The organism is Streptomyces sp. NPDC028419 (genome assembly GCF_055565515.1).
Genome location: NZ_JBVHUE010000072.1, coordinates 1 through 11,892 on the forward strand (window position 1 = coordinate 1; position 11,892 = coordinate 11,892).

An 11,892-nucleotide genomic window follows, 5' to 3' on the forward strand; every position below is an offset into this window, starting at 1 on the left:
TGGTGCGTGCTCTCGCCGTGCCGGGCGGAAGCCCGCGTACTGGACGTACTTGGCTTTCGCCCGGTGCGGCGAGAGTGCGTGCCAGGCGTCGCGAGACAGACGGCACTTCGACGACAGGGCCTAGCCGGCGCGCACCACGACCACGCCGTCGTCGTCGCAGTGGACGGTGTCGCCGGGGCGGAAGGTGGCGTCGCCGAAGGTGAGGGGCTCGTCCACGGTGCCGGCGCCGGTCTTGCCGCTCTTGCGCGGGATCGTGCCCAGGGCCTTGACGCCGAGGTCGAGTCCGCCGAGGGCCACGCTGTCGCGGATCGCACCCCGGATCACCAGCCCGGCCCAGCCGTTGCGCGCGGCCGCGCCGGCGATCAGGTCGCCGACCAGGGCGGTGCGCAGCGACGCCGCGCCGTCGACGACGAGGACGGCGCCGTCGCCGGGGCCGTTCACGAGCGTGCGCAGCAGGGCGTTGTCCTCGTGGCAGGAGAGGGTCCGCACCGGCCCGGCGAAGGCGCGGCGCCCGCCGTACTGCTGGAAGGGGGTGCCGCAGATCTCCAGCTCCTCGCCGTGCTCGTCGTAGAGGTCGGCGGTGGGGACGGGCGTGACGGTCATGGGCGGTTCACTGCTCCTCGGTGGTGCGCTCGGGCGGGCCGGGCGCCGGCCCGCTCCGCGGTCCGACGTTCCCGCCGGTCAGGGTAGGCCGTGCGGGCCGGGGGCGCCCACGGGGGCCGGCGCGGGCCGACGACCGTCCTTACGGGTAACGCGCCCGCGCCCGCCCCGACTCCACCGAGAGGTCCAGATGGCCGGGCGCGGCCGGATCCGGCATCTCCCGGGCCACCTCCAGGCTCCCGCTGCCCACGCTGCTCGCGACCTGGAAGCGGGTGCCGATGGGCACGGTGACCTGGACCGCCCCGGAGTCGGCCCGCGCGGTGAGCCGGCCCGGCGGGGTGAGGAAGCGGGCGACGGCGGAGCCCGTGCCGGCCCGGATGTCGGCTTCCGGGGAGGTCAGCGCACTGGCCTCCAGGGAGCCCGAGTGGACGACGGCCCGCAGCGGGCCGCGCAGCGCCGTGAGCCGCAGGGGGCCCGAGCCGATCTCGACGTCGACGGCGCCGCCGAGGCCGCTGATGTCGACCTTGCCGGAATCGCCGGTCACCCTGACCGGGAGGTCCGCGGGGACGCTCACGCCCAGGTCGACCCTGCAGCCCGGGCCCGCGCGGGGCAGGTCGTCCCCGCCCGGACAGCGCGGCTTCAGCCGCAGCGTGCCGCCGAGCCAGCTCTCCTCGATCTCGGGCCGGCCGAAGGACCAGAGGACGTCGGCGCGGTAGGCCACCTGTCGGTCGGCGCGGGGGCTGACGGTCACGGACGCCGCTCCGGCGTCGATCTCCAGTGCGGTGACCGCCCGTTCGCCGCTGCCGCCGCGCAGCACCCCGCTCTCGCCGGCCTGCTGGTTCCAGAGCTTCCAGGCCCCCGGGGCCACGACGAGCACGGCGCTCAGGGCCGCGGCCACGGTCCACGCGGTCCGGTGCCGGGGGCGCGGGAGCGCTCCCCCGTCGCCCCCGACCTCGCCACGCACCGGACTCACGAGGATCCGTCCAGGAAGCGGAGCACGGCGAGGACCCGGCGGTGGTCGCCGTCGGCCTGCGGCAGGTCGAGCTTGGCCAGGATGTTGTTGATGTGCTTGGCCACCGCGCTCTCGCTGATGACCAGTTCGGCGGCGATGCCCGCGTTGGAGCGCCCCTCGGCCATCAGCGCGAGCACCTCGCGCTCGCGCGGGGTCAGCCGGTCCAGCGGGTCGAGCCCGCCGCCGCGGCGCAGCAGCAGCTGGGCCACGACCTGCGGGTCGAGCGCGGTGCCGCCGGCGGCGACCCGCTTGAGGGCGTCGATGAACTCCTCGACGTCGGCGACCCGTTGTTTGAGGAGGTAGCCGATGCCGCCGGTATGGCTGGCCAGCAGATCGGCCGCGTAGCGCTCCTCGACGTACTGCGAGAGCAGCAGCACAGAGGTCCCCGGCCACTGACGGCGGATCATCAGGGCGGCCCGGACGCCCTCGTCGGTGAATCCGGGCGGCATCCGGACGTCGACCAGGGCGAGGTCCGGGGCGTGCTCCTCGACGGCGGCGAGCAGACCCTCGGCGTCCTCCGTCTCGGCGGCCACCTCGAAGCCGGCCATTTCGAGGACTTTGACCAACCCTATTCGCAGCAGCACCGAGTCTTCGGCGATCACAGCGCGCACGGCAACTCCACAATCACGGCGGTCGGGCCCCCGAGGGGGCTGTTGATCACGATGGTCCCGTCGACGGACCCTACGCGTTTGCGCAGGCCCACCAGCCCGGTGCCGCCCGCTGGGTCGGCGCCGCCCACCCCGTCGTCGGTGACGGTGATGCGCAGCAGGTCCCCGCGTCGCCGGGCGACCACCTGGCAGCGCTGTGCCCGGGCGTGCTTGGCGACATTGGCGAGCGCTTCGGAGACGACGAAGTAGGCGACGGCCTCGATGGTGGGACCCGGCCGCTCGGCGAGGTCCACCGTCAGCTCGACGGGCAGCGGTGCGCGGGTGGCGATGCCCGAGAGGGCCGCGTCGAGGCCGCGGTCCTCCAGGACGGCCGGGTGCAGGCCGCGCACCAGGTTGCTGAGTTCCTCGATGGCTTCCTTCGCCTCGCGGCGGGCCTCGTCGATGACGGCCTTCGCCTCGGGCGGCAGGTCGGGGAGGGTGGCCCGGGCGATGCCGAGGTTCATGGCGAGGGCGACCAGTCGCTGCTGGGCTCCGTCGTGCAGGTCCCGCTCGATGCGGCGGCGTTCGAGGTCGGCCGCGTCCAGGACCCCGGCCCGGCTCTCGGCGAGGTCCTCGACCCGGCGCTCCAACTCCCGGGCGCGGTTGGGTCCCAGGAGCGTGCGCGCCAGAGCGGTGTCCAGGCGGGCGAGGCCCGCGGCCAACCAGGGCATGAGCAGCACCAGCAGCGCACCGGCCACGGTGAGCAGGACGTCGTCGCCGGTCCAGCCCGCCGCCCGTTCGTCGACGGGGCGCGTCCACGACCAGGCGAACACGCTGGCCCCCGCGAGCCCGCCCGCCCAGCCCAGCACGACCAGCGCCCCGCCGAGACCGGCGAGCGGGCTGACCAGGAGGTGGTAGCCGTACTGCCGCCAGGTCGATTCGGCCCGCAGCCGCTCCAGCCAGCCGCGCGGCGACCACCAGGGCGCCTCGCGGTGGAGCTCGGGCACCTCGACGGCCAACAGGGACCACAGGCGGCTGCGTTGGAGCCGGGTGAGCAGGGGCTGGAGGGCCAGCAGGATCAGCAGCCCGGTCGGTGCGCGGCCCGGGGTCACGAAGAAGGCGGTGAGCGCCGCCGTCGCGGGCAGCGCCGGCGGGACCGCGGCGACCGTGAAGACGGTGTTGCGCCGGGCCCAGGCCGACCACGGCGTGTGCCCGGCGATCCAGGTGTACGTACGCCGCAGCGCGCCGGAAGGTGCCATGTGCATACGGTAATCGCACTGGTCGGGGGCCCTCCACCACCCTGGTGCCCGCTCGGCGGTGTAGCCAGTGCCACCCCCGTTGCGGACCGCTCCACTACTGACCGCGAGCCCGCCGAACAGCAGAGTTGTCACCGTGCTCGGGGGAAGGACCGCCGGGCCGGGAGGAGTTGTGCCGCCATGACGCTCGTCGCACCGCAGCTGCGGACCCGCCGTGTCCGGGTGACCGGGCGGCCGGCCGCCCCCGCCTCCGGCGGGCCGGGCGCTCTGCGCGCCCCTCGGGCGGCCACGGTGCTGACGGCCGCCGGGATGGCGCTGGTGCCGTGGATCGCCGTGCTGGCCACCACCCTGCCGCACACCGTCGAGGTCTCGCACTGGTCCACCGCGTGGATCGGTCTGGACGTCATGCTGGCCGCCGGACTGGCCGGTACGGGACTGCTCGTCAAGCGGGACGATCCGCGGGCCGGGGCGCTGGCCGCGGCGACGGCGGCCGCACTGGTGCTGGACGCCTGGTTCGACGTCACGACGGCGGCGGCGGGCGGCGCGCGGCTGACGGCCGTGGCCCTCGCCCTCTGCGCGGAACTCCCCCTGGCCGCCCTGTGCACCTCGCTCGCGCTCCGTCCCCCGCGACCCACCTCCGCGCCCGCCGAGACGGCGTCGGCCTAGGCCCTGTCGTCAAAGTGCCGTCTGCCTCGCGACGGGGCCGCCCTTCGGGCGACGACGGCACTTTGACGACAGGACCTAGGGGAGCGGGTGGCCGTCCTGGTCGGTCGCGTCCGCCTGCGTGGAGAACCGGGACAGGAAGGCGTCGTACCGGCCGTCGGGGCGGCGGACGAGGGTGGCGCCGTCCTGCCAGGTGCCGTTGTCGTACCACCACTGGCTGTCGCGGGGGTCGCCCTGGTTCTGGTGGACGTTGTGCACGCCGAGCCCCTCGTCGAAGGGCTCGCCGAAGACGAGCACCTGCCGTCCGGGCACGAGCAGCGGCTCCAGTGCCTGCGAGGCCTCCAGGTAGCTGCCGGAGATCCACGGCCGCGGCGGGCTCACCCGGTCGATCAGCCCCTGGAGCAGGCCCGGCGGGCGGCGGCCGAAGAGGCGGCCCGCCCGGTCCGCGAGCGCCGGGTGCCTGAGGTAGTCCAGCGCGCCCGACCCGCAGGCGCGGGACAGGTCGTGGAAGCCCGTGGCCGAGGGGTCCACCGGTTCGAGCACCGAGGGGTAGAGGGTGAGGACCTTCCACTGCACGCCGGTGCTGGAGTGCTTGCTGTCCACGTCGATCGCGCAGGCGTAGCGGCCCGCCGGGGTGTCGACCTCCAGGTGCACGTGGAACCAGCGGCCCTGGTCGTCGGGATCGTCGCGGAAGTGTCGGTGGAGGGTTCCGGACAGGACTCCGTACTCGTCGAGCGGCATGCCCCCAGTCAACCACCGCCCGCCGGGAGAACCCGAGGAAAAGAATTCTCCGGCGTGTGTCGATCCCGGCGCCCACCGTTCGACGTATGAGTGAGGGGCGGGGAAGGAACCCCGCCTCCGTACCACCTCCCGTACGGCCCCCGTACGGAACAGCACGAGGAGCACGCCATGCCCCGCTACCTTTCGATGATCCGCCTCGACGAGGCCAACGCCCCGGCCGAGGGCCCCAGCGACGCGCTGATGGAGCGGATGGGGCTGCTGATCGAGGAGATGACCAAGGCCGGGGTGCTGCTGGACACCGCCGGTCTCACCCCCACCGCGCAGGGGGCCCGGGTGACCTGGGACGGCGGCCGGACCTCGGTCGTGGACGGCCCGTTCACCGAGGCCAAGGAGGTCGTCGGCGGCTACGCGATGCTCCAGTGCAAGGACCTGGCGGAGGCGGTCGAGTGGACCAAGCGGTTCCTCGCCGTCCACGAGGACTACTGGACGATCACCTGTGAGGTCCGCGAGGTCGCCGAGGGCTGAGCCGCCCGCCCGCACCGCCGCACCAATCCACCGCCCGGCCCGGCCTCGTTGCCGGGCCGGGCGGTGGGGTGCTCTGATGGGTGGCCGTGAGGACAGACAGCACGGTGGAGACCGTCTTCCGGATCGAGTCCGCGCGGATCATCGCTTCGGCCGCGCGGATCGTCCGGGACGTCGGGCTCGCCGAGGAGATCGCCCAGGACGCCCTCGTCGAAGCCCTGGAGCAGTGGCCGCGCACGGGGGTGCCGGACCATCCGGCGGCCTGGCTGACGACCACCGCCCGCCGCCGGGCGGTCGACCTGGTGCGCCGGCGCGAGACCTACGCCCGCAAGCTCGCGGAGCTGGGCCGGGACCTGGACGAGGCGGCGTACGATCCCGAACCGGTCGGCCCGGACGACATCGACGACGACGTGCTCCGGCTGATCTTCACCGCCTGCCACCCGGTGCTCCCCCCGGACGCCCGGATCGCGCTCACCCTGCGGCTGCTGGGCGGGCTGACCACGGACGAGATCGCCCGGGCGTTCCTCGCACCGGAAGCGACGGTCGCCCAGCGCATCGTGCGGGCGAAGCGGTCCTTGGCGAAGGCGCGGGTGCCCTTCGAGGTGCCGTACGGGCCCGAGCGCACCCAGCGGCTCGCGGGGGTGCTGGAGGTCATCTACCTGATCTTCAACGAGGGCTACTCGGCCACCGTCGGCGACGATCTGATCCGCCCGGCGCTCTGCGAGGACGCCCTGCGGCTCGCCCGGCAGCTGGCCGCGCTGATGCCCGCGGAGGCCGAGGCGCACGCGCTGGCGGCGCTGCTGGAGATCCAGGCCTCGCGGACGGCGGCCCGGACCGACCCCGGGGGCCGGCCGGTCCTCCTCGCCGACCAGCGGCGCGCCCGCTGGGACCGGCTGCTGATCCGGCGCGGATTCGCGGCGCTGGCGACGGCGGGCGACCTGGGCGGCCCGCCCGGGCCGTACGCCCTCCAGGCCGCCATCGCGGCCTGCCACGCCCGGGCCCGTAGCTACGAGGAGACCGACTGGACGGCGATCGCCGCGCTGTACGGGCGGCTCGCGGCGCTCGCGCCCTCGCCCGTGGTCGAGCTGAACAGGGCGGTCGCCGTCTCGATGGCCGAGGGGCCCGAGGCCGGCCTGGCCGTGGTGGACGCCGTGGCGGGGGCACCCGTGCTGAAGGCCTACCACCTGCTGCCCAGCGTCCGGGGCGAACTGCTGGCCCGGCTCGGCCGGAGCGCCGAGGCCCGGGCGGAGTTCGCCCGCGCCGCGCGGCTGACCCGCAACGCGCGGGAGCGGACCCTGCTGCTGCTCCGGGCCGACGCGGTCGGGGCGCCGGAGGCCGGGCCGGATCCGGCGGGCCCCACCGGCGCGCCGGGCCGGGGCTGACGCGGGCGCCCGGGTCAGAGAGCCGTGTTCAGGAACTCCGCGAGTTCGGCCCGGTCCAGCGGCCCCTGCCGGGTGGCCACCACTTCGCCCGAGGTCACGAGCACGAACCAGGGCGCGCTGGTGACCCCGTAGCGGGCGGTCGGTCCCGGGCAGCGGGTCATGTCGGCCTTGACGGCGGTCAGCCGCCCGGCGTGGGCGGCGGCCGCCTCCCGCACCAGGGCGTCGGCCTCCTTGCACACGGCGGCGACCTTGGGCCAGGTACCGGTGAAGTAGGCGAGGACCGGCCCGGGGGCGTGCCCGAGGATGAAGTCGAACTCCGCGTTCTCCAGCGGCTGGTGGACCGGGCTCGCCATCGGGGCTCCTGGGGGTGGTGATCGGTGCGGCAGCACCATCATGCGAGGACGGGCCCCGCCGCCGCCAACCGGCCCCCCGGTGCCGCGCGCCGCCGGGTGGCGCGCGGCACCGGGGGGCCGGGGCGTGCGCCCTCAGACGAGCCGTACGGCGATGGCTCCCACCGGGCAGGCCCGGGCCGCTTCGCGGACCAGCGCGCTGCCGGCGCCGTCCTCCTTTCCGGGCAGCAGTTCGCTGAGCCCGTCGTCGTCCTGCGTGAAGACGCCCGGTGCGGTCAGGGCGCACTGTCCGGCGCCGATGCAGACGTCCTTGTCGATGTCGATGCGGTGGGCCACGGCGCGGCTCACCAGGTCACGGGGAGTTCGAGCATCCCCTGGACGGTGTTGGCCGGTTTGAAGGGGATCTGCTCGGCGGGCACGGCGAGGCGCAGTCCCGGCAGGCGTTCGAAGAGGACCTGGAGGGCGATCTCCACCTCGGCCCGGGCCAGGTTCTGCCCGAGGCACTGGTGGATGCCGAAGCCGAAGGCGACGTGGTGACGGGCGGACCGGTGCCAGTCCAGGGCGTCCGGCCCCGGGTAGGCCGACTCGTCGCGGTTGATGACCGAGGTGGAGAAGACCACCCCCTCGTCCTTGCGGATGGTCACCCCCGCGACGTCGACGTCGACGGTGGCGACCCGGAGCATGCCGTCCGCGATCGAGAGGAACCGCAGCAGTTCCTCCACGGCCGCGGGCATCAGCTCCGGCTCGGCCCTCAGCTCGGCCAACTGCTCGGGATGGCGGAGCAGGGTGAAGGTGCCGAGCGAGATCATGTTCGCGGTCGTCTCGTGGCCGGCGACCAGGAGGATCGTGGCCAGGTCGACGATCTCCGTACGGTCCACCTCGCCGGTGAGCAGGCGCTCGGCGATCAGCTCGTCGAGCAGCCCGTCGCCCGGTTCGGCGCGCTTGCGGTCGATCAGTTCGCCCAGGTAGCCGTTGAGCTCCTCGCGGGCGTCGTCGACCTCGACGGCGTCCTTCCCGCGCAGCAGCCGGCGCGACTGCGCCTCGAAGAACTCGTGGTCGGCGTACGGCACCCCGAGCAGGGCGCAGATCACCATCGACGGCAGGGGCAGGGCGAAGGCGTCGACGAGTTCCGCGGTCGGCCCGTTCGCGATCACGGCGTCGATCAGCCGGTCCGCGGTCGCGCGGATCTGCGGCCGCAGGGCCGCCGTCCGCTTGAGGGTGAAGCTGGGGATCAGCATCCGGCGCTGGACGTTGTGCTCGGGGTCGTCCATCCCGAGCAGGGCGACCCGGCGGTTGCGCAGGCCCTTCAGGCGGGCGGCGGGGTTGGGGAACGCCTCGTTCTGGCGGTTGGAGGAGAGCCGGGAATCGGTCAACAGGGCCCGCGCCTCGGCGTGGCCGGTGACCACCCACACGGAGCGGCCGTCGTACAGGGTGACCCGGGAGAGGGGCCTCGCCTCGCGCAGCGGCTGGTAGGCGGCCGGCGGGTGGTAGGGGCAGGTGCGGTCCTGGGGAAAGGCAAGGGCGGGTTCCGTCATGGATTGACCTCACAAGCGATCGATCGGTCGCGTGACCCCTCCATTAGATGCCTGGGGCATCTATCGGTGCTATGTGAAGTTCGGCCAAATCACCCGCACGGCCGCACCACCGGAGCGGACACCCGGCCCGGGCCGGTCAGTCCCCGGCCGATCGGTCCGCCGCGGTTCCGGATCCGCGCGTCCCGTCCCGGTCCGGCGCCGGCCACTCCTCGGCCGGCCGCCCCGGTACGAGGCGCTCCACCAGCTCGGCCATGTCCAGGCACGCCTGCTCGATCTTCTCCCGGACGTTCTGCTGCTCGGTGACCATGGCCGACAGCAGCAGCCCGGTCAGCGCCACGGAGCCGTTGAGCGCCTGGAGGCTCACCATGACCGCCAGGAGCGACTGGCCGGCGAAGGGCCCGACCCGGTCGTTCGCCGCCGAGATCGCCAGTACGGACACCAGGAGCACGCACGGCGCGGCCCCCGGCAGCCGGAACCGCAGCGCGGCCCAGATCAGCAGCGGGAAGACGAGGAAGAGCAGGGCGATCGAGCTGCGGGTGACGAAGAGCGAGACGAGCACGACACCGACCGCCAGCGCCGCCGCCTCCGCCCATCGCAGGGGGTCCCGGGACAGCCCGTACGGCCGCCGCAGGACGAGCAGCAGCGGGGTCAGGACGAGCACCCCCATGGCGTCCCCGGCCCACCAGGCCGCCCAGAAGGACCAGAACCCGTTCCCCGGGAGGCTGCCGCTGAGCAGCACCGCCACGGACCCCACGGTGGCGCTGATCAGCATCGGGACCATGCCGCCGAGGAAGACCAGGGCCACGCCGTCCCCCAGCCGGTCCAGCGCGGGGCGGAAGCCCACCTTGCGGAGCAGCAGGGCCGCGCACACCGGCGCGAGGGTGTTCCCCACGAGGATCGCCAGGCCGGAGGGCTGGAACCCGTCGATCGTCTCGATCACGAGGTAGCTGCCGAGGGCGATTCCCGGCCAGACCCCCAGCCCCAGCCGCAGCAGGCAGCTCAGCGCGATGCCCGTCGGCAGGAACAGCGGCGTGACGACCGCGCCGTCGATCGCGACCCGCTGCAGCAGGCCGATCCGCCCCGTCAGGTAGTAGGCGACGGCCACGGCCAGGATCCGCGGGACCGCAGCGCCCCACCGTCGCCACCGCTCGTTGCGCACCGCACCATCAGAACACCGTCCCCGCGTCCCGGCAGGACGTGACACGCGCCCCGGCAGCTCCCCGGGCTCACCCGACCGGGCCCGCGGGGGCCTCCTGCGGCGGCGGGCCGCCCGTCGCGTCGTGGCACAGGACGAGCACCGCGGCGTCGTCCGCGTGCCCGGTGGAGTCCGCCACCTCCATCACCGCGGCGGCCAGCTCGCCCGGCTCGGCGCCCGCACCCTCCCTGACCACGCGGGCGACCCGGTCCAACCCCTCGTCGATCGGGAAGGTCGGCCCTTCGACCACCCCGTCGGTGAGCAGGACGAACGCCCCCGCCTTGGTCAGCCTGCGCCGGGTCACCGGGTAGACGGCGCCCGCCAGCATCCCCAGGGGCACGCCCCCGGCGTCCAGGGATATGCCGTACTCCCCGTCGACGGTCGCCCAGACGGCCGGCACGTGGCCCGCGCGGGCGCTCTCCAGCGCCCAGCTCCCCGGGTCGAAGCGCAGGAAGCTACAGGTCGCGAAGAGGTCGCAGTCCACCGACAGCAGCAGGTCATTGGCCCGGCTCAGCACCTCGCCCGGGTCCGCCGCGGAGGCCGCCACCGCACGCAGCCCGATCCGCACCTGGCCCATGAAGGCGGCCGCCTCGACGTCGTGGCCCTGGACGTCACCGAGGGAGAAGCCGAGGGCGCCGCCCGGCAGCGGGAAGCCGTCGTACCAGTCGCCGCCTATGTCCAGGCCGTGCCGGGCGGGCGCGTAGCGCGCCGCGGTCCGCAGCCCGGGCACGTTCGGCAGTGCGGCCGGGAGCATCCGGCGCTGGAGGGCCTCCGCCAGCTCCACCCGGGCCTGCTGGAACTCCGCCCGCTCGCGGGCCTGCGCGGTCAGCAGTCCGAGCCTGTTGAGCAGGTCGTCGGCGCTCGTCGGCCGCGGAGCACGTGGCGGGGCCATGGACGCTCCCAGGTGTGACGGACTGGCGCGCACATCATATTTCGGGGCGGCCCTCGGCGCCCGTCGGGAGCCCCGGGCCGCCCCCGGGTCAGCGGACGCGGCCCCGGGGCTTGAGGGGGACCGGCGGGAGCTCGGGGGCCGGGATCGGCGCGCCGTCGTACCCCTTGACCTCGCCGTAGCGGGTGCCGCCCATCCACTCCGAACGGGCCTGCTGGATCTCCTCGTTGGTGCGGGCCACGAAGTTCCACCACATGAGGATCTCCTCCTCGAACGGCTCGCCGCCCAGCAGCATCAGGCTCGCGTCCGAGGAGGCCCGCAGCGGCAGCTCGGTGCGCCCGCAGCCCAGGTAGAGCATCGATCCGGGCAGCACCGGAACGCCGTCCACCACCGCCTCGCCCGCCATCGACAGGACCGCGTACTCGAAGTCCGGCTCCAGCGGCAGCCTGGCGCCGGACCCGGCGGCCAGGGTGATGTCGGCGCCGACGAGCGGGCTGTACGTGGTCCCGGGCGAGGTCGCGGTGTCGAGCGTGCCCATGATCACCGTGGCGGACAGGCCCGGAGCGGTGACGTGCGGCAGCTCGCCGTGGTGCTCGAAGTGCGGGGCCACCTGGCGGTGCGCGTCCGGGAGCGCCACCCACAGCTGGGCGCCGTGCAGGAAGCGGGCGTGCGGGCGGGGGCTCTCCTCGGAGTGGCTGATGCCGCTGCCGGAGGTCATCAGGCCCAGCTCGCGGACCCCGACGGTCTGCAGGCTGCCGACGCTGTCTCGGTGCAGGACCTCGCCCTGGTGCAGCCAACTGACCGTCTGCAGCCCCTGGTGGGGGTGCGGGGCCACCTGCATGCCGGGCTCGTCGGCGATGTCGTCGGGGCCGTAATGGTCGACGAAGCACCAGGCGCCGACCATGCGGCGGCCCAGGTTCGGCAGCAGCCGGCGCACTTCGGTGCCCGCGCCGAGGGTGACCCGGCGGGGGCTGAGGAGTTCACGGACCGGTTCGGCGACGACGAAGCCGCGCCCGCCGCAGGCGGACAGGGCGGGCTGGCGTTCGAGATTGCTCATGGGCACAACCTAGTAGGACTTCGTTAGGTTGTTCTTGATCTTGGGGTTGTGTGTGCCGTGTCGAGGAGGGGCCTCTGGCAGGTGATGCAGACCCCCGTCCAGC

At 74.4% G+C, this 11,892-nt stretch carries 14 protein-coding genes; 3 read left to right on the top strand and 11 right to left on the bottom strand.

The window, feature by feature from the left end; genetic code table 11:
- Positions 1-120 precede the first annotated feature (120 nt).
- From rraA to ACZ4UB_RS39220, 4 genes are all read right to left on the bottom strand, one after another.
- Positions 121-603 carry a ribonuclease E activity regulator RraA gene (gene rraA / locus ACZ4UB_RS39205; RefSeq protein WP_468078025.1) on the bottom strand — a complete coding sequence of 161 codons (483 nt, stop codon included), beginning with the start codon at positions 601-603 and terminating at the stop codon, positions 121-123.
- A gap of 139 nt (positions 604-742) precedes the next feature.
- Positions 743-1,573, bottom strand: a complete 831-nt coding sequence (locus ACZ4UB_RS39210; protein WP_468078027.1) for a DUF4097 family beta strand repeat-containing protein — start codon at positions 1,571-1,573, stop codon at positions 743-745.
- Positions 1,570-2,223, bottom strand: a complete 654-nt coding sequence (locus ACZ4UB_RS39215; protein WP_468078029.1) for a response regulator — start codon at positions 2,221-2,223, stop codon at positions 1,570-1,572. Before ACZ4UB_RS39215 ends, ACZ4UB_RS39210 begins: the two co-directional genes overlap by 4 nt.
- Entirely contained in the window at positions 2,211-3,458 is a 1,248-nt protein-coding gene (locus ACZ4UB_RS39220) for a sensor histidine kinase (protein ID WP_468078031.1), read from the bottom strand. Before ACZ4UB_RS39220 ends, ACZ4UB_RS39215 begins: the two co-directional genes overlap by 13 nt.
- Before the next feature lie 177 nt (positions 3,459-3,635).
- On the opposite strand from ACZ4UB_RS39220, the gene ACZ4UB_RS39225 reads away from it, so the two are divergent.
- On the top strand, positions 3,636-4,121 hold the full coding sequence (locus tag ACZ4UB_RS39225) for a hypothetical protein (protein ID WP_468078033.1): 486 nt from the start codon (positions 3,636-3,638) through the stop codon (positions 4,119-4,121).
- Between the two features lie 75 nt (positions 4,122-4,196).
- On the opposite strand, the gene ACZ4UB_RS39230 is transcribed toward ACZ4UB_RS39225, so the two are convergent.
- Positions 4,197-4,859: a DUF2278 family protein gene (locus ACZ4UB_RS39230; protein ID WP_468078035.1), complete on the bottom strand. Its 663-nt coding sequence runs from the start codon at positions 4,857-4,859 to the stop codon at positions 4,197-4,199.
- 168 nt (positions 4,860-5,027) lie between these two features.
- Here ACZ4UB_RS39230 and ACZ4UB_RS39235 point away from each other — a divergent pair, with 168 nt between their 5' ends.
- Both ACZ4UB_RS39235 and ACZ4UB_RS39240 read left to right on the top strand, forming a co-directional pair.
- Complete coding sequence (locus tag ACZ4UB_RS39235; protein ID WP_468078037.1) at positions 5,028-5,384, top strand: YciI family protein; 357 nt, start codon at positions 5,028-5,030, stop codon at positions 5,382-5,384.
- 86 nt (positions 5,385-5,470) lie between these two features.
- Positions 5,471-6,763, top strand: a complete 1,293-nt coding sequence (locus ACZ4UB_RS39240; protein WP_468078039.1) for an RNA polymerase sigma factor — start codon at positions 5,471-5,473, stop codon at positions 6,761-6,763.
- Between the two features lie 14 nt (positions 6,764-6,777).
- Here the strand turns inward: ACZ4UB_RS39240 and ACZ4UB_RS39245 are convergent, their stop codons facing one another.
- From ACZ4UB_RS39245 to ACZ4UB_RS39270, 6 genes are all read right to left on the bottom strand, one after another.
- The gene (locus ACZ4UB_RS39245; protein ID WP_468078041.1) at positions 6,778-7,116 is read right to left on the bottom strand and encodes a thioredoxin family protein; all 339 of its coding nucleotides are present in this window, start codon (positions 7,114-7,116) and stop codon (positions 6,778-6,780) included.
- A 132-nt stretch (positions 7,117-7,248) separates the two neighbouring features.
- Positions 7,249-7,461 (bottom strand): ferredoxin, encoded by a 213-nt coding sequence (locus ACZ4UB_RS39250; RefSeq protein WP_468078045.1) that lies wholly within the window; start codon positions 7,459-7,461, stop codon positions 7,249-7,251.
- Complete coding sequence (locus tag ACZ4UB_RS39255) at positions 7,458-8,648, bottom strand: cytochrome P450 (RefSeq protein ID WP_468078047.1); 1,191 nt, start codon at positions 8,646-8,648, stop codon at positions 7,458-7,460. The genes ACZ4UB_RS39250 and ACZ4UB_RS39255 overlap by 4 nt, the downstream gene beginning before the upstream one ends.
- Before the next feature lie 136 nt (positions 8,649-8,784).
- Positions 8,785-9,807 (bottom strand): MASE1 domain-containing protein, encoded by a 1,023-nt coding sequence (locus ACZ4UB_RS39260; protein ID WP_468078049.1) that lies wholly within the window; start codon positions 9,805-9,807, stop codon positions 8,785-8,787.
- Between the two features lie 67 nt (positions 9,808-9,874).
- Positions 9,875-10,735, bottom strand: coding sequence for a PP2C family protein-serine/threonine phosphatase (locus ACZ4UB_RS39265; protein ID WP_468078051.1), 861 nt, complete (start codon positions 10,733-10,735; stop codon positions 9,875-9,877).
- An 88-nt stretch (positions 10,736-10,823) separates the two neighbouring features.
- Positions 10,824-11,789 carry a pirin family protein gene (locus tag ACZ4UB_RS39270; RefSeq protein WP_468078053.1) on the bottom strand — a complete coding sequence of 322 codons (966 nt, stop codon included), beginning with the start codon at positions 11,787-11,789 and terminating at the stop codon, positions 10,824-10,826.
- Positions 11,790-11,892: the final 103 nt, after the last annotated feature.